Origin of the sequence: Streptomyces anthophorae (assembly GCF_049310305.1) — a bacterium.
Taxonomy (GTDB): domain Bacteria; phylum Actinomycetota; class Actinomycetes; order Streptomycetales; family Streptomycetaceae; genus Streptomyces.
In genome coordinates this window covers 1,109,007-1,126,068 of the sequence record NZ_JBLWQQ010000001.1, presented here as the reverse complement: position 1 = coordinate 1,126,068, position 17,062 = coordinate 1,109,007, and the positions used below count along the sequence as shown (strand labels likewise).

Annotated in this window: 15 protein-coding genes; 5 read left to right on the top strand and 10 right to left on the bottom strand. The window is 72.1% G+C overall.

All coding sequences use genetic code 11. From position 1 onward, the window contains the following. Positions 1-4: 4 nt before the first annotated feature. On the bottom strand, positions 5-916 hold the full coding sequence (locus tag ACNYS0_RS04945; RefSeq protein ID WP_422471418.1) for a carbohydrate ABC transporter permease: 912 nt from the start codon (positions 914-916) through the stop codon (positions 5-7). Next, positions 913-2,343: an extracellular solute-binding protein gene (locus ACNYS0_RS04940; protein WP_422471417.1), complete on the bottom strand. Its 1,431-nt coding sequence runs from the start codon at positions 2,341-2,343 to the stop codon at positions 913-915. The genes ACNYS0_RS04945 and ACNYS0_RS04940 overlap by 4 nt, the downstream gene beginning before the upstream one ends. A 248-nt stretch (positions 2,344-2,591) precedes the next feature. On the opposite strand from ACNYS0_RS04940, the gene ACNYS0_RS04935 reads away from it, so the two are divergent. After that, positions 2,592-4,154 carry a glycoside hydrolase family 32 protein gene (locus tag ACNYS0_RS04935; protein WP_422471416.1) on the top strand — a complete coding sequence of 521 codons (1,563 nt, stop codon included), beginning with the start codon at positions 2,592-2,594 and terminating at the stop codon, positions 4,152-4,154. 113 nt (positions 4,155-4,267) lie between these two features. Here the strand turns inward: ACNYS0_RS04935 and ACNYS0_RS04930 are convergent, their stop codons facing one another. Next, a complete protein-coding gene (locus ACNYS0_RS04930) occupies positions 4,268-5,176 on the bottom strand; it encodes a carbohydrate kinase family protein (RefSeq protein ID WP_422471415.1) in 909 nt (302 codons plus the stop codon). Between the two features lie 223 nt (positions 5,177-5,399). On the opposite strand from ACNYS0_RS04930, the gene ACNYS0_RS04925 reads away from it, so the two are divergent. Further along, the gene (locus tag ACNYS0_RS04925; protein ID WP_422471414.1) at positions 5,400-6,818 is read left to right on the top strand and encodes a glycoside hydrolase family 32 protein; all 1,419 of its coding nucleotides are present in this window, start codon (positions 5,400-5,402) and stop codon (positions 6,816-6,818) included. A gap of 19 nt (positions 6,819-6,837) precedes the next feature. Here ACNYS0_RS04925 and ACNYS0_RS04920 read toward each other — a convergent pair whose 3' ends face one another. Continuing rightward, complete coding sequence (locus ACNYS0_RS04920) at positions 6,838-7,869, bottom strand: LacI family DNA-binding transcriptional regulator (protein WP_422471413.1); 1,032 nt, start codon at positions 7,867-7,869, stop codon at positions 6,838-6,840. 117 nt (positions 7,870-7,986) lie between these two features. Next, on the bottom strand, positions 7,987-9,564 hold the full coding sequence (locus tag ACNYS0_RS04915) for an FAD-dependent monooxygenase (protein WP_422471412.1): 1,578 nt from the start codon (positions 9,562-9,564) through the stop codon (positions 7,987-7,989). Between the two features lie 219 nt (positions 9,565-9,783). Between ACNYS0_RS04915 and ACNYS0_RS04910 the strand changes: the two genes are divergently transcribed. Both ACNYS0_RS04910 and ACNYS0_RS04905 read left to right on the top strand, forming a co-directional pair. Next, positions 9,784-10,386, top strand: a complete 603-nt coding sequence (locus ACNYS0_RS04910; protein WP_422482460.1) for a TetR/AcrR family transcriptional regulator C-terminal domain-containing protein — start codon at positions 9,784-9,786, stop codon at positions 10,384-10,386. Between the two features lie 151 nt (positions 10,387-10,537). Continuing rightward, on the top strand, positions 10,538-11,383 hold the full coding sequence (locus tag ACNYS0_RS04905; RefSeq protein WP_422471411.1) for a prephenate dehydratase: 846 nt from the start codon (positions 10,538-10,540) through the stop codon (positions 11,381-11,383). Between the two features lie 67 nt (positions 11,384-11,450). Here the strand turns inward: ACNYS0_RS04905 and ACNYS0_RS04900 are convergent, their stop codons facing one another. Both ACNYS0_RS04900 and ACNYS0_RS04895 read right to left on the bottom strand, forming a co-directional pair. Further along, positions 11,451-11,879 carry a DUF4267 domain-containing protein gene (locus tag ACNYS0_RS04900; protein ID WP_422471410.1) on the bottom strand — a complete coding sequence of 143 codons (429 nt, stop codon included), beginning with the start codon at positions 11,877-11,879 and terminating at the stop codon, positions 11,451-11,453. Positions 11,880-11,942: 63 nt separating this feature from the next. Further along, the gene (locus ACNYS0_RS04895; protein ID WP_422471409.1) at positions 11,943-12,293 is read right to left on the bottom strand and encodes an antibiotic biosynthesis monooxygenase family protein; all 351 of its coding nucleotides are present in this window, start codon (positions 12,291-12,293) and stop codon (positions 11,943-11,945) included. Between the two features lie 185 nt (positions 12,294-12,478). Here ACNYS0_RS04895 and ACNYS0_RS04890 point away from each other — a divergent pair, with 185 nt between their 5' ends. Further along, positions 12,479-13,060 (top strand): TetR/AcrR family transcriptional regulator, encoded by a 582-nt coding sequence (locus ACNYS0_RS04890; protein ID WP_422471408.1) that lies wholly within the window; start codon positions 12,479-12,481, stop codon positions 13,058-13,060. Positions 13,061-13,120: 60 nt separating this feature from the next. Here the strand turns inward: ACNYS0_RS04890 and ACNYS0_RS04885 are convergent, their stop codons facing one another. The 3 genes from ACNYS0_RS04885 to ACNYS0_RS04875 all read right to left on the bottom strand — a co-directional run bounded on the left by ACNYS0_RS04885 (position 13,121) and on the right by ACNYS0_RS04875 (position 16,990). Further along, positions 13,121-14,467 (bottom strand): serine hydrolase domain-containing protein, encoded by a 1,347-nt coding sequence (locus ACNYS0_RS04885; protein ID WP_422471407.1) that lies wholly within the window; start codon positions 14,465-14,467, stop codon positions 13,121-13,123. 110 nt (positions 14,468-14,577) lie between these two features. Next, positions 14,578-15,114, bottom strand: a complete 537-nt coding sequence (locus ACNYS0_RS04880; protein ID WP_422413417.1) for an NUDIX hydrolase family protein — start codon at positions 15,112-15,114, stop codon at positions 14,578-14,580. A gap of 466 nt (positions 15,115-15,580) precedes the next feature. Further along, entirely contained in the window at positions 15,581-16,990 is a 1,410-nt protein-coding gene (locus ACNYS0_RS04875; protein ID WP_422471406.1) for an amidohydrolase family protein, read from the bottom strand. Positions 16,991-17,062 lie beyond the last annotated feature (72 nt).

Below are 17,062 nucleotides of genomic sequence, written 5' to 3'. Positions count from 1 at the left end.
CCTCTCACTGGTAGTGCACGAAGCGGCGGCTGAGGCGGAACTGCAGTGCGGTGACGGCGAGGATCAGCACGAACAGCACCACGCCCACCGCCGACGCCTCCCCGAACCGCAGCTGCTCGAAGGCGGTCTGGTACAGCACCATCACCGCGGTGCGGGTCGCGTCGCCCGGCCCGCCGTCGGTGAGCACGTACGGCTGCTCGAAGACCTGCAACGCGTTGATGACACCCACGACGGATGCCACCAGCAGCGTGGGGGAGAGCAGCGGGATGGTGATCCGCAGGTGCTTGCGCAGGCCCGTGGCACCGTCCATCGCCGCCGCCTCGTGCAGCTCGCGCGGGATGTTGGCGAGCCCGCCGACGAACAGCAGGAAGGAGAAGCCGAACTGCTGCCACACGTAGACGAGGACCACCGCGGCCATCGCCCAGCCCTCGGACGTCAGCCAGGGCACGGGGGAGGCGCCGACCTGCCCGAGCAGCCAGTTGACGACGCCGAAATCCTGGTTGAACAGGTACTTCATGACAACCGATATGGACGCCGCCGACAGCACGAGCGGGAAGAAGAACGCGGAGCGCAGGGCCTGTTGGATCCAGCGCGGCATCCGACCCTGCAACGCCAGGGCGAGGACGAGCGCGACCGCGAGCTGAAGTGTCACCGCGAACACCATGAAGAGCAGCGTGTTGCGGAAGGCGGTGAGAATCGAGGTGTCGGCGGTCAGCTCGGTGTAGTTGGAGAGTCCGGCGTACGTCGGGCGGTCGATGACGTCCCAGTGGAAGAAGGACAGGACCACCGACCCGACGATCGGCACCACGGTGAAGACGAGCACACCGAGGATGGTCGGCGCGAGGAACAGCCAGGCGGTGACCCGCGCGGCGCGGCTCCTGACCGTGGCGACGGAGGGGCTCCGGGTGCTGCTCATACGTCACGCTCCATGGCTCGCTCCAGGTCCCGTTGCAGCGCCCGCAGCGCCGGTTTGACGCCGCGCCGGCTGCCGAGCGCGGTCGCGGTGTGCTTGGTGAGGGCGAGGTCGACGGCGGCGACCTGCGGAGGGGCCGGGATCGGGCCCGTGGTGGGGAAGCGGTCGAGGGTGTCGTAGAAGACGTCCCAGTGGGCCGGGCCCGTCTTGGCGTACCGCTCGGCGGTGACCATGGAACGGCGGGCCGGAGTGGTCTGGTTCGCCTGGAAGAGCCGTGTCATCACGTCCTTGCGGACCGAGTACTTCACGAACTCCCACGCCTCGTCCTGCCGCTTCGAGGTGCGCAGGATCGCGTACCCGGCGGCGCCGTACTGGTGGCGCTGGGTACGCCAGCGCGGAAAGAACTGGGTGTCGTACGCGTCCCTGCGCACGCCCGCCGTGCTCAGCCCGCCCGCCCAGAAGCCGCCCGCCGGGGTGGCGCCGACGCGGCCGGTGGAGAACGCGCCGATCAGATTGGTGCCGCTGCCGCCCTCGGGCCGCGAGCACAGGCCGTCGTGGACGAGCGAGGCCAGATACTCGTAGACCTCCTCCACCCGCGCGTCGAGCGCCTGCGGGGTGGTCCAGCGGAAGCCGCCGCCGCGGCCGCGCCGCATCCTGGGGTCGTAGAAGGTGTTCCAGAGCCAGTCACCGCCGGGTGCCTTGGACTCGGTGAGGACGTTGGTGCCGTTCGCGAAGAGCCACGGCACGACGCCGCCCCACAGGCGGTTGGTCCAGAAGAACGGGGTGAAGCCGCGGCCGCCCGCGCGCTTCATGTCGCGCAGCAGCGCGGTGAAGTCGTCGCGGGTCCAGTCGGCCGGCGGGAGTTCGGCGCCCGTGCGGGCGAGGACCTTCTTGCTGAGGTACATGTCCGCGGCGTTGAACTCGACGGGAAGCTGGTACAGCGAGCCCTCGTACATCATCGATTCGACGAGGGAGGGGTGCACGTCGGCGAAGAACTCCCGCAGTTCACCGGCGTCCCGGCGGACCCGGTCGTCGAGGGCGAGGCCGAGCCGGTCGGCGAAGAGCTGCACGCCCTCGGTCGCGACGTACACCACGTCGGGGGCGCTGCCCGCGGCGATCTGGGTGAGGATCTTGGCGAAGAAGTCGTTCCAGTCCGTGGCCTGCACGGCGAGGAGCCGCACCTTGATGCCGGGGTGGAGCCGGTGGAAGTCCTCGACCAGGACGTTCTGTTGGTTCGGGTCGATCGCGGAGCCGAGGATCGCGACGGTGAGCATCGACCCGTCGCGGCCCGGGATGTCGGAGGCGGTGAGCCGGTCCCAGTTGGCGGCGGTGGAGGCGAGCCCGGCCGCGGCGAGGCTGTAGCCGCCGGCGCGCAGGAGCGTGCGGCGGCCGGGAGTGCTGCGGCGCGGGGGTGGTGAGGGTGTGGTCATGGCCGCCGTCCCGGGGCAGAGGGGAACATCAAGTCCGACCTAACTCGTGATAGTTGAGGTGACCCCGGGATGATGAAAGCGCCGGGCGGGTCGCGTCAAGAGGGTGGCCCGAGGTTTTTTCGGATCCCGCTCACCCCTTGCGGGACTTGACCTAGCACGAGTTAGGTTCATGCTCGTCCGAGAGGGCCGAATGTTCCGAGAGGGGCGCATGTGATGGCGCGCCCCTCGCCCCGACCGAAAGGCCAACCATGGCGCCCCGACCCGTCACCCGCCGAGCCGCACTCCTCGGGGCCTCGGCCCTGGGCGGCACACTGGCCCTGTCCGTCCCCGCCTCCGCCGCCCCCGCGAGACCCAAGTCGGCGGCAGCGCTGGGCAGTTACCGCGCCACGTACCACTACACGATCCCGGACAACTGGAAGAACGACCCCCAGCGTCCCGTCTGGATCGACGGCGCCTACGCGTACTTCACGCTCTACAACGCCGACTACATCACCGGCGCCGAAGGTACCTCCTGGCGGCTCGCCACCTCCCCCGACCTGGTGCGTTACACGGACCGGGGTGTCGCCCTGCCCAAGGACACCACCTCCGCGGGCGACGCATGGTCGGGCAGCGCCGTCGTCGACGAGGACGACACCGCGGGTTTCGGTGCGGGGGCCGTGATCGCCCTCGTGACGATGGAGCCCGACTCCGCCACCAACTCCCAGGCACAGTACCTGTGGTACTCCACCGACTCGGGCCGCACCTTCCGCCCGCACGGCACCGGGCAGGTCCTGCCCAACCCGGGCGTCAAGGACTTCCGTGACCCCAAGGTGGTCCGCGACACCGACCGCGACCGCTGGGTCCTCGCCCTCGCCGAGCGGAACAAGATCGGGCTCTACACCTCCGACGACCTCAAGTCCTGGACGTACCGCAGCGGATTCGTCCGCGACGGCTACGGCACCCTCGAATGCCCCGACCTGTTCCGCATCAAGGCCGCCGACGACACCTGGCACTGGGTGCTCGCCGCGAGCGCCAACGGCACGTCGAGCGGCCTGCCCGCCACGTACGCGTACTGGACAGGTGACTTCGACGGCGACACGTTCACCGCCGTCGCGGACGCGCCGCGGTGGCTGGACCACGGTCCCGACTGGTACGCCGCGGTGACCTGCGAGAAGAGATCGGCCGACGGGACGGTGGACCCGGCGGCGCGGTACGCCTTCGCCTGGACGAACAGCTGGGAGTACCCGCACAACACACCCACGCTCGTCGCCGACGGCTTCAACGGCACCGACTCCGTCACGCGCGAGATCACCCTCCAACGGGCGGGCGACGGCACCTACTTCCTGGCCTCGCGCCCCACCCCGGCCCTGGACGCGTACGTCACCGACACCACCGCCCTCGGCGACGTACGCGTCGACGGAACGAAACCGCTCGACTTCACCGGCACCGCCTACGAGATCCGCGCCGAACTGCGCTGGACCCCCGGTGAGACGGAGAACATCGGCCTCCAGCTCCGCAAGGCCCCCGGCGGCACCCGGCACGTGGACGTCGGTGTGTACGTCGCCGGTGGCTACGCGTACGTGAACCGCGGCGGCACGCTGTACCCCGGTGGCACCCGCGAGACGCACACCCCGGTCGACGCGGCCGCGGGCAAGCTGGAGCTGCGCGTCCTGGTGGACCGCACGACGGTGGAGGTGTTCGTGGGCGACGGTCGCCACGTCCACACCCACCAGGTGTTCGGCCTGCCCGGCGACGACCGGGTCGCGCTGTACGCGTCGGGCGGCCCGGCCGTCTTCGGCGCGCTGGAGATCCGGGAGTTCGCACTGGGGTGAACCGGGCTCGCGCACGGGCGGGCCCGGTCGATCGGCGCATGTGTGAGTCGAGTTCGTGTGCGCACGCGGGTTGATGTGTGAGTCGAGTTCGTGTGCGTACGCGGGTTGATGTGTCAGCCGAGTTCGTGTGCGTACGGCGGTTCGGCGCCCGCCCGTGACACCGTCACTGCGGCCGCCCGCGCCGCGAACCCGAGGATGTCCCGCCACTGCGCCCCGGTCAGCGCCGCCATCGCCTTCGCGTTCAGCGCGTCGTGGGCACAGAGGCGGTGCAGCAGGGCGGCGTTGACCGTGTCGCCCGCGCCGATGGTGTCCGCCACGGCCACCGGCACCCCGGGCACGGTGACCTCGCCCGCGTGCGTGAAAGCGGTCAGGCCCGCCGCGCCGCGGGTGACGACGACGGCCGAGGGGCCGTGTGCGAGCCAGGAGGCGGGGTCGCCGCCGAGCCAACGGCTGTCGTCCTCGGACAGCTTCACCAGCGTGGTGCTCGCCAGCCAGGAGCGGAAGCGCGCCCGGTAGGCGGCGGGGTCCGGGATCAGGCCGGGCCGGATGTTCGGGTCGAGGGCGGTGCACAGCCCGTCCGCGTGGGCGCGGCGCAGCACCTCCTCGTACGCGCTCGCCCCGGGCTCCAGGACCAGCGAACAGGTGCCGAACGACACCGCCCTTGCCCCGCAGGGGAGTTGGGCGGGCGCGCTGAACAGGCGGTCGGCGGTGCCTTCGACGTAGAAGGAGTAGCCGGCCGATCCGTCGGGGCCGACCGAGGCCACCGCGAGCGTCGTGGGCTCGGCGCCCCGCTGCACGCACGACACGTCGACTCGCGCTTCGCGCAGGCCGGTCAGGAGTTCCTCGCCGAACGGATCGCGCGAGACACGGGACAGGAACGCGGTGCGTTCGCCGAGCCGTCCGAGCGCGATGGCCGTGTTGTACGGGCCGCCGCCGCGCTTGGGGGCGAGGGCGGCGAGCGCACCTCCGGGGCCGGGCTGCGGGACGAGGTCGATGAGGGCCTCACCGGTGACGACGATCAAGGGACGTTTCCCTTCGTGGAGTTGGGGTCGAGCGGGTGCCCCGGTGCCCGGGGCGGCCGATGCTCGCGACGGGGCGTGGTGACTGGGGGAGCCGTGAAGCTATCACGTGTTAGGTTGCGCTGCGCAGGGCTTGCGCGAGAGGCCGTCGGCCCGCTCCACGCCCCGCGAAACGCAGTTGCGCACCTTCTTGCACCCCCTTCACGACGCCGAGGAGTCACGCCGCATGCCGCACCTCACGCACCTCGCCCCGCACACCCCCGCAATGCCCGCCGACGACCGCTCGGCGCCGCGCCACCACGTCAGGCCCGCCGCGGGGAACTGGTGCAACGACCCCAACGGGCCGCTGTACCACGACGGTCGCTACCACCTCTTCTTCCAGCACAACCCGCACGCCGCGGTGTGGGGCGACATCCACTGGGGTCATGCCTCCAGTCCGGACCTGGTCCGCTGGAGCGACCACGGCGTCGCCCTCGCTCCCGGCGCCGAGCTGCCCGACCGGCTCGGTGCCTGGTCCGGCTGCGCGGTCCTCGACCACGGGGTCCCCACCGCCGTCTACACCGGCATGAACCGCGACGACGGCATCGGCAGTGTCATGCTGGCCCGCGCCGCCGACCAGGGGCTCACCCGGTTCGAGGCGCTGCCTCGTCCCGTCGTCGACGGCCCGCCGCCCGGTCTCGACCTGCTCGCGTTCCGCGACCCGTATCTCTTCACCTTTGAGGGCCGCCGCTGGGCCCTGGTCGGCGCGGGACACCGAGGTGCGGATCCGCGGCCCGACGTCCTGCTCTACCGGATCACCGGTGACACCCTCGACTCCCCCTGGGAGTACGCGGGTTCACTCCTCGACGCCGCCGAACCGGCCGCCGCCCGACACGCGATGCCCGCCACGGCCTGGGAGTGCCCCGCCCTGTTCCCCGTGGGCGAGGACCGCTGGACGCTCGTGGTGTCCCTGTGGGTGGACGGTGTCACCCACACCGCCACCCACCTCACCGGCACACTCGCCCCGCACGGCGAGGGTCTGCGCTTCGTACCCGAGCGCGGCGGACTCCTCGACCACGGACGGGACTTCTATGCCCCCACGACCCTCGTCGAGTCCGACCGGACACTGATGTGGGCCTGGAGCTGGGAGTCGCGTACCGAGGCGGAGTCCGTCGCGGCGGGCTGGGCCGGCTGCCTCACGCACCCCCGCGAGCTCGGGCTGCACCCCGACGGCACCCTGCGACACACCTTCGCCCGCGAACTGACCGCCCTGCGCGGCCGGGAACTGCCTCCCGGCGAGCCACTGCCTCCTGCGTACGAGATCCAGGCCGACGTCCACGCCCAGGAACCGGACGCCGAGGTGACGGTGCGCCTGGGTGCCACCCTCACCCTGCGGCTCAACCCCACCCGCGGCACCCTCACGCTGGACCGCACCGCCGCGCCCGCCTCCGCCGCCCGACCCCGCACCGGCACGGTCACCGCCACCGGACCGACCGGCACCGGCGGACGGCTGCGCGTCCTGGTCGACGGGCCGCTCGTGGAGGCGGTGTGGGACGAGCGGGTCGCCCTCACGGAGAAGGTGTACCCGGCGCCGCGGGGCACGTGGCAGGTCTCGGTGACCCAGGGCGCCGCGGACGTCGACGTGACGGCCTGGGAACACCCCTGATGCCGTGACCGCCGGGCGCTCAGGCGCCGGCAGGAGCCGCCACCGAGGAGCGCGCGACGACCGGGCACTCCAGTCGCCGTACATGCCCCGTCGCGAGCGGCTCGCCCGACTCCACCGCGTCGAGCAGCGTGTCCACGGCCTTCGCGCCCATCGCGTGATGCGGCAGCGCCACGGTCGTGAGGGCCGGGACCAGGTGTGCGGCCATCTGGTCCTGGTCGTCGTACCCGACCACGGAAAGCCGCTCGGGGACCGGGATCCCCAGCCGGGCGGCGGCCAGCAACACGCCGGTCGCCACCCGGTCGTTGGCACACACCACGGCCGTCGGCGGCTTCGCCGCGTCCAGCAGCCGCAGCGCGGCCGCGTACCCCTCGTCGATCTGCCAGCCGATCCGCAGCAGCCGCCGCTTGCGCACGGGCGCACCCGCCGCGCGCAGCCCGTCGGCGAAGCCGAGGGCGCGGTCGTCGGCGGCGATGTTCCCTTCGGGGCCGCCCACCAAGGCGATGTCGCGGTGTCCCGCCGCGAGCAGCACGTCGACGGCGCCGCGCCCGCCGGCCCGCTCGTCCGTGACCACGGCGGCGTACGAACCCTCCTTGCGGGGAAGGCAGTTGGCGAGCACTGTGCGGGCCGGGTCCAGGCCCTCGGGGATGTCCTTCGCATTCAGATCCATGGCCGCGTACACGAACCCGTCGACCCGGCGCGCCCGCAGCTCGGCGACCGCCTCGGCCTCCGCGGCGCTGTCGCTGCCCGACTCCATCAGCAGCACCTGGTGACCGCGCGCACGGGCCGCCTCCATCGCGCCGAGCACCATGCGTCCGGCGAACGGGCTCGTCGCGATCGAGTCGCTGAGCATCCCGATCACTCCCGTGCGCCGCGCGCGCAGCGACCGCGCCACCTCGTCGGGCCGGTAGCCGAGCGCGTCCGCCGCCTCCTTGATGCGCTGCTGCGTCCGGGCGGACAGATTCCCCTCGGCGCGCCCGCTGAAGACGAACGACACGGCTGCACGCGAGACGCCGGCGAGCTGGGCGACGTCGCGGGCGGTGGGGCGCTTCACGCGGGGGCTCCTTCGGGGGCCGGGTGCCCGCCCGGGCGTGACCATGTGACCGGGCGGACGGAGCGATGGGCCTCCAGTGTGCCGGATCGCGTCACGGGGGCGCGGGGCGCGGGCACGTCACAGGGAGCGGGTCGAGTCATCGCCCGGGGGTGCGGTGCAACCCGCAGGGCCCCACTGCGCCAGATACTCCTCCACCCCCTCCGCCGTCTCCCCGGCCCACGCCACATAGCCGTCCGGGCGGATCAGGAACAGGCCCGGGCCGTACGCCTCGTACTCGGGGATGCGGGCGCTGCGTATGAAGTCGTCCGCCAGGAGCGGGGATTCGGTTTCGGCACCCACCGCCAGGAGTGGCAGTTCGGCATCCGTCCCCACCGCCAGAAGTGTCCAGTGGGGTCCCCGGAACACGTCGAAGAGGCGGACCCCGCTCCGCCGGCCGTCCGGGGCCCGGTCGCCCGCCCGCAGGGCGTCGTCCGCGAGGTCGGGCCGTGTGTCGTGGGTCAGGGGCGACTCGCGGTAGCCGATGCCCAGTTGGCGCATCTCCCCGCCCCGCCGCGTGTGCCGGCCCTCCGAGCTCGCGCGGTGGATCCGGGTGCTGATGCCGAGGATCCCGGCGGCCACGGGCCTGCGCTCCTCCTCGTATGTGTCCAGGAGCCGGGCAGGGGTGCCGGTGAGGACCGCCGCCAGCTTCCAGCCCAGGTTGTACGCGTCCTGCACGCTGGTGTTCAGGCCCTGGCCCCCGGCAGGGGAGTGGATGTGCGCCGCGTCGCCCGCGAGGAAGACCCGGCCCACCCGGAAGCGGTCCGCGAGTGCCGCCCGAGCCTTGAAGTCCGAGGCCCACGGCACCTCGGCGATGTGCTCCGCGTCCAGCACGGTGCGGCTCGCCAGGAGCTTGGTCACGCCGTCCGGTGTCGGGTCGGGGGTCGCGGACTCGTCGGCGTACTGCGCCGCCAGTTGGAAGAGGCGTCCCTCCTGTGCCGGGTCGGGCGGCAGCGGGCAGAAGGCCACCGTGCCGTCCGCCGCCTTCGGCCACACGTGCCAGTGCGTGTCCGGGAGCGGGGCGTCGGCCGTGAGCCGCACGTCCGCCACCAGCATCGGCTTCGGGTCGACGGTCTCCCCGGTCATGCCGATGCCCAGCAACTTGCGGACCGTGGAACGGCCGCCGTCCGCCGCCACCACGTAGTGGGCGCGCACCGCCGAGCCGTCCTCGAAGGTCGCCGTCGCCGAGTCCCCGTCCTGGGTGAGGCCGCTCAACGCCGCGCCGAAACGGACCTCTCCGCCCAGCTCCCGCAGTCGCGCGTACAGCACTTCCTGCGTGCGGCCCTGGGGTATCAACCAGCCCTCCGCGTACGGGATCTGCTCGGTGGGCTCGGAGCGCTCCATCATGTCCCACTCCTCGCCCGGCCGGTCGCCCTCCCACACCCGCATCGTCGGGTACCGCGTGCCCGCCGCGTGGATCGCGTCGAGGACCCCGAGGTCGTACAGCACCTCCTGCGTGCGGGGCTGGAGCCCCTTGCCCCGCGAGCCGGGGAACAGGCCGTCCGCCCGCTCGACGAGCAGCGCCCGCGTACCGCGCCGCGCCAGATCCACCGCGAGCGCGAGCCCCGTCGGGCCCGCCCCCACGATCAGCACCTCCGTCGATTCGGCGGCCTCGGCCTCTGCCCCTGACTCTGCCCTCGTGTTCTGCTTCGCGCCCACTGCCACCCACTCCTTAACGTCGTTAAGTTCCGCTGTGTCGAGCATCGCCTTAACGGCGTTAAACTGTCAAGCGTGTCCGAGAACGAGAAGCCGAACGAGAAGTCGAACGGGCAGTCGAGCGCGCAGTCGAGCGCGCAGCCCGCCAAGGCCAAGCCCGCCAAGGCGCAGTCCGCCAAGACGAAGCTCGACAAGGCGCACGTCGCCGGCACCGCCCTCGACGTGCTGAACGACGTCGGTCTCGAAGGGCTGACCCTGCGCGCCATCGCCAAGCAGCTGAACGTGCAGGCCCCCGCCCTGTACTGGCACTTCAAGAACAAGCAGGCGCTGCTGGACGAGATGGCGACCGTGATGTTCCGGCGGATGACGGAGGCGGGCGGGGCGTCCCTCGCCTACGAGCCGGCGGGGGACTGGCGGGAGCATCTGCTGCGGGTCAACCGGCAGCTGCGGGCCATGCTCCTGCGGTACCGCGACGGGGCGAAGGTCTTCAGCGGCTCGCGGCTCACGGGCACGGACCACGGCCCGGAGCTCGAGGCGCATCTGCGGCTGCTCATCGACGCCGGATTCACCGCCGAACAGGCCGCCTGGGCGAGCAGCACGGCGAGCATGTACACGCTCGGCTTCGTCACCGAGGAGCAGGGCATGCTTCCCGAGCCGACGCGGGACGAGACGCTCGTGGACCTCGCCGAACGCGCCGAGAAGCTCGCCGACTACCCGCTGGCCGCGGCCGCGGGGGACCAGCTGTTCGCGGCGTACGACGAGCGGTTCGAGGAGGGGCTCCAGCTGATCGTCGCGGGGATCGAGGCGCGTTACGGGGTGCGTTGAGCCGCCCGCGCCGTGCGGTTAACGGCCGGGGTGGGCGGCATCGTTCGGGCGGCGTCGTTCTCAACCCCTGAACACCGCCGCCCCGGGCCTTGAAACTCTTGTTGAATCCAATGATCGACGACTACGCCTACCGCACCGAAAGTGAACCCCTGTGACCAGCATCGCGTACCAAGGCGAGCACGCCTCCAACTCGGCGACCGTCGCCCAGACGTTGTTCCCGGGGTGCACGGAACTGCCCTGCGTCGGCTTCGAGCAGGCGCTGGACGCGGTGACGTCGGGCGACGCCGACCTGGCGGTGATCCCCGTGGACAACTCCACGGCCGGTCGCGTCGCCGATGTGCACCACCTGCTCCCGGAGTCTGGCCTGTTCGTCGTCGGCGAGTACTTCCACGCCATCCGCTTCGACCTCATGGGTGTGCCCGGGGCTTCGCTCGGCCAGGTGGAGTGCGTCCGCAGTCATGTGCACGCTCTGGGGCAGTGCCGCAAGATCGTGCGCGCGGGCGGCTGGCGCACCCGCGTCAGTGACGACACCGCGGGCGCCGCCCGCGAGGTGGCGGAGCTGAACGACCCCCGGCACGCGGCGCTCGCTCCGCCGGCCGCGGCCGGGCACTACGGTCTCGAGGTGCTCCAGGCGGGCGTCGAGGACGACCCGGCCAACACCACGCGGTTCGTCGTCCTGTCCCGTGACGCCGATTTCGCCCCCGTGTCGGGCGGACCGACCATGACGAGTCTGTTCTTCGCCGTTCGCAACATTCCGAGCGCCCTGTACAAGGCGCTCGGCGGATTCGCCAGCAGCGCGGTGAACCTCACCAAGATCGAGAGCTATCAGATGGGCGCGGGCCTCAACCCGAGCTGCTTCTACGTCGAGATCGAGGGCCACCCCGACGAGCCACGTGTCGCGCTCGCCCTCCAGGAGCTGCGGTTCTTCTCGTCCGAGGTCCGTGTGCTCGGCGTCTACCCGGCCCACCCGCACCGGTTGGCGGAGCGCAACGTGTGAGGCGCACCGATCGCACGTAGGGGTGGTCCGGCCGTGTGGCCGGACCACCCCTACGTGCTTGCGGCCGTCAGGCGGGCTGCGCCGCGGGCGCCGGGGCGGGGATCCTGCGGGTCCTGCCCGTCTCGCGGAGGAACAGCAGGCCGGTGGTCGCGATCAGCGCCGAGGTCAGGCCGTGGATGCCGACCGCGGCGGCGATGGTCCCGTGGTGCGTCAGAACGTTGATCATGTCGCCGAACGGGGCGACGGCCTCCATCAGCAGGACCCAGCCCAGGGCGCGCCGGTGGCCCGTCACCAGCAGGATGCCGATGACCAGGCCCATCGAGAATTCACGGATCCCCTTCATGACGAGGAAGCCGTCGCCGTCGCCCGCCGGCCAGTTCGGCAGGCCGACGCCGGGAGTGGACGCTGCCGGGGCCAGGATGAAGGACAGCCCGAGGTAGAGAACGAACAGGGCGCCGACGGTGGCCAGGACGGTGTTGACGTTCTTCAGTGACACGGTGCTGCTCCTTCGATGTTGAGCCCGGTGTGGGTCAAGGTGCGGGGGCGGGAGGTAGTCGTCTCACGCCTCGATCTGCTCGAAGATGTGCGGGTACGACACGATGTCGTCGGGGAACTCGGCGGCCAGGCGCTGGAACTCCGGGCTGCCGAACGCGGCGGCGAGCGTCTCGGTCGACTCCCAGACCGCGACGTTCATCAGCAACTGACTGCCGGCGGTCCCCTTGTGCATCCGCAGGGAGACGAATCCCGGCCGGGCCTTCATGAACTCCGCCTGCCTGCGGAAGAGGGCCAGGAACGCCTCGGTCCTCTCCTTCGGGACGACGAAGGTGTTGGCCAGGACGATGCGCCCGGTCTCCTCCTTGAACTGCGCGAACATCGGCGTACTCGGGTCCAGGCTCTGCAGCTCGGCCATTCTCGGCACTTCCTCTCGCTGTCGGGTGTCCCGTGGCTGGGCGGCCGGGCCGCCGCCGTACTGGATCCGGCGGCGCTCACGACCGTGCCAACATCCGTTTGCCAACGCTTGTTGGTCAACGTGTGTTGGCAAACGTAGGGCTGTGGCCCTGGACTGTCAACACGCGTTGGCCTACATTTGTTGGCATGGCAGGCAGCACGGAGAACAAGCAGGCCGCGCGGCGATCCGACGGCACCCGCGCAGCGATCCTTGCCGCGGCCCGCGAGCGGTTCGCGGCGGACGGCTACGAGAAGGCGACCATCCGGGCCATCGCGCGCGACGCGGAGATCGACCCGTCCATGGTGATGCGCTATTACGGCAACAAGGCGGGCCTGTTCGCGGCGGCCGTCGCGATCGACCCCGACCTGCCCGGCCTGACCGTCGAACCGCACGAGGAGATCGGCCGCACGCTGGTGCGCCATTTCCTCACCCTGTGGGAGGAGAACGGGGAGCTCACCGCGCTGATGCGGGTCAGCGCCACCGACCCGGCCGCCGCCGAACGCATGCAGACCGTGCTGCGCGAGCAACTGATCCCGCTGGCCCGCCGCGTGGGCCCCGAGCCGGAGCAGGCATCGGCCCGGGCGGCGCTGTGCGCCTCGACCGTGCTCGGGCTCGCGCTGACGCGCTATGTGCTGCGCTTCCCGGCGAGCGTGGCGCTCGACCACGAGGAGATCGTGGACTGGCTCGGCCCCACGATGCAGCGGTATCTCACCGCGCCCAGGCCCTGAGGAACGAGGAAGGGGCGGTCACCGCGACCCGATGAGCGTCCGGCCCGGCGTTCCGACCGGTCAGCCCCCGAGACGCGCCGCCGCCCGGCTGTTGTGGAGGTACCGCGCCCGCCCGTGCTCGTCCTCGCCGACCAGGACGAACACCTCGTGCCGTCCCGCGCGCTTCTCCACGGTGATCAGCCGGTCGGGGCCGAGGCCCGCCAGTTGCTGGGTGATGCTGTCCTCGCCGAGCAGCACCCGGGCCTCGTCGGTGCGCGGCGTGGTCGTCAGCCACGGGGTGCCGTCGGAGTGGACCGTGACCTCGAAGTCGAGCAGCGTGGAGCGGTACGTGCCGGTGGCCCGGTGCGCGTCGACCGGGGCCGGCTCCTCGGGGACCCGGGGCGGGGCCGCGAGCCGTGCGCCGGCGAGCTCGCCGAGCAGGTGGGCGCCGATCTCGTGGAACAGCGCGGCGGCGTCCCCGCCGTTGGTGAGCACCGCGACGGCGACGCCTTCCTCCGGCACCACCCGCAGGAAGGCGTATTGCCCGATCGTGCCGCCGTCGTGCCCGATCATGGAACCCTCGGGCTGGTCGAACAGCATCCAGCCGAGCCCCCAGCGGTCGCCCAGCGCCCCCAGCGGCGGCACGGACACCTGCGTCTCGCGCATCCCGTCGAAGGAACGGTCGGCCAGGTGCAGTTGGACGAAGCCCAGCAGGCCGCGGGCGGGCATCGCCAGCGCGGCGCCCGCCGGGGCGGTGGCGGGCGGCAGACCGTAGACCGGCGCCGGCTGCGCGTCGGGGCCGAGGTGGCCGATGGCCGGCAGCTCCAGGATGGCCTCGCCCACGTGGGTCGCCACGTGGCCGAGTTCGAGCGGGGTCACCAGGTGCTCGCGCAGTGCCGCGTTGAATTTCTGCCCGCGCAGCACCTCGACGAGGCGGCCGAGGACGACGTAGCCGCTGTTGCAGTACGAGAACTGCTCGCCCGGCGGATACAGCTGCTCGGCGTCGGCCAGGGTGGGCAGATAGCGCTCGACCGCGTCCTCGTTGGCGCCCGTGTCGGTGAAGCGGTCGCCCTCGATGCCCGAGGTGTGGCAGAGCAGTTGGCGGACGGTGACGGTGGCGGCGGCGTGCTCGTCGGCCAGGGTGAAGTCGGGCAGGTACTGGCGCACCGGCCGGTCCAGGTCGAGGCGGCCCTCGTTGGCCAGTTGCTGGATCAGGGTCGCCGTCCAGACCTTGGTGATCGACCCGATCTGGAAGACCGCGTCCGTCGTGACGGGCACCCCGGTGGCCCGGTTCACCACGCCGGCGGCCGCGTCCACCACCTCGCCGTCCACCAGCACGGCGACCTGTGCGCCGGGCACCTTGTGCACGGCGATCAGCTTGGGCAGGTTCTCCGTGATCCAGTCCTGTGCGACGGCCGCTCGTGGCATGGCTTCTCCCTCGTGGGCGCGGGTTCGTGGGCGCGAGTGGGTCAGCCAATGGTGCTATCGGTCCCGGCGTTTCGGAACCGGGCGGTGCCGGTGGAACCGCGCGGCCCGGCTCAGACGCCGAGTCCCGCGTGGGCGAGGGCCTGCTTCAGCAGGGCGCCGTGGCCGCCGGGCATCTCGCTCTGCACGGACGGCGAGAGGGCGTCCTCGGGGCTGAACCACACCAGGTCGAGCGCGTCCTGCCGGGGCTGGCAGTCCCCGGCCACCGGAACGATGTAGGCCAGCGAGACCGCGTGCTGGCGCGGGTCGTGGAACGGCGTGACGCCCTGCGTCGGGAAGTACTCGGCGACGGTGAACGGTTGCAGGGAGGCCGGCACGCGGGGCAGCGCCACCGGGCCGAGGTCCTTCTCGAGGTGGCGCAGGAGCGCGTCGCGGACGCGCTCGTGGTGCAGTACGCGGCCGGAGACCAGCGTGCGGTTGACGTTGCCGTCGGGGCCGATGCGGAGCAGCAGGCCGACGCTGGTCACCTCACCGCTGTCCGCGACGCGTACCGGCACGGCTTCGACGTAAAGGATCGGCATACGGGCACGGACCAGCTCCAGCTCGTCGGAGGCCAGCCACCCGGGCGTTGTCTCGGTCATGTCGGGCATGGCGTGATCATATTTCAGCGGCCCCGTTCTGTGGCCGAATTGCCCTCGCCCGGGCCTCGTTGCAAGGGCTACTTGGTGGTGTGCGTGAGGTAGACCTCGACGTCGGTGTAGGCGCCCTTGATGGCGCCGGCGCCAGCGGGCCAGTCCAGGGTGACGGTGTGCGTCTCGTTCGGGGGCGTCACCAGGATGTTGGTCGGGGACGCGAGGCTCTCGCGGGAGCTGTCGATGTCGTAGGCGAGGTTGAAGACGGCCGCGGCGCCGGCCTGGACCTCGGTGTCGCTGCCGGAGCCCGACTTCGCGTCGGTGGCCTCCGACTTCGAGCCGCCCTCGGAAGAGGAGGAGGAAGAGGAAGAGGAGGACGAGGGCGAGGTGTCCTTGGAGGACGTGTCCGACGTGCTGTCACCGCCGCCGCAGGCGGTGAGCGAGAGGGGGGCGGCGACGCCCAGCGCACGGCCCCGCGGCCGCGTCAGCCGGCCGCGCCCCGCACCGGTCGGCCGGGGAGCGCGTCGGCCCGCAAGGCGCCGTCCGAGACGACCGGCACCCCCGCCACGTACAGGTGCCGGACCCCGAGCGAGGGGCGGGTCGGGTCGGCGTACGTGGCCGTGTCGGTCACCGTGGCCGGGTCCAGGACCACGAGGTCGGCGTCCGCGCCGACGGCGAGGCGGCCCTTGGCGCGGACGGCCGGCGACACGTCGTCAAGGATGCGTGCCGGGAGGTAGGAGCAGCGGCGGAAGGCCTCCGGCCAGGACCAGGCCCCGGTCTCCCGCACCATCAGGCGCAGCGTCTTGGCGAAGGTCCCCGCCGTACGGGGGTGTGTCGTGCCGCCGGGCGGCAGCGGCCAGTCGGTGCTGTCGTGGCTGCCGTCGGGCCAGAAGACGGGCATCGCGTCGCTGGCGACCACCGCGTCGGGGAAGGCGAGCGCCTGCCGCAGCAGGGCCAGGTCGCGCGGATCGTCCTCGTCGAGGAACTCCAGGAGGCAGGGCGCGCCCGGGTCCTGGGCCCGCAGCTGCTCCAGGCGGGCCGCGTCCGCGATCCGTTCCCCGGTCTCGACCATGACGACGCTGCTGGGGCCGAGGCCCTTCAGGCGCAGCCGCTCCGGGGCGATGAAGGCGGCGCCGACGGCCGTGCTGCCCGCCCCGTACGGGTAGGCCTCCACGGTGACGCGCGAGCCCGAACGCCGCGACGCTTCAAGGGTGTGGAGCACCCGGTCGATGTGCCGGCCCGAGGTGCTGTTGACGTGACAGTGATGCATCGCCGCGCCGGTCTCGGCCGCCGCGGTCGCGATCTCCGTGGAGCCGTCGACGGGGACCGCCGGATCCATTTCGACCAGTTCCCGGACGTGGGTGAACGTGGGCGCGCCGGCCTTCGCGGCGAGCCGGGCCACCGCAAGGAACTCGGCCGGCTCGGTGGTGGGCGCGTACCCCATCAGGACGCCGATCCCGAGGGCGCCCTGGGCGAGTTCGTTCTCGAGCAGTGACAGCCAGGACGCCAACTCGCGCGGCGACGAGGAGCGTTGCCAGCGCGGGTCGCCCAGCACGGCCAGACTGGACGCGATCCGGGCGTCGGGGGAGATGCCGGCGAGTACCTGCGCCCGCGCGCCGCCCCAGGAGGCGGAGAAGCCGAAGTGGAGCGGGCGCCCGTCCGCCGCGGCCTCGGCGTAGGCCCGCTCGACCGGCATCAGACCGGCCTCCAGATCGAGCGCCGTGGTCACGCCGTCCATCGCCTGCAAGCGGTGCCCGGCGATGGAGTGGACATGGCTGTGCAGGTCGACGAATCCGGGGCCGACGACGAGCCCGGTGGCGTCGATCAGCTGCGTGTCCGGCGGTGGTGCGAGGTCGGCCCCCACAGCGGCGATCTTCCCGTCGGCCACGAGCACGTCGGCCGTCCCGTCGAACCCGTCGGCGGGTCGATGACGCGACCGCCCCGAAGCAGTGTCCGCATGCCCGTC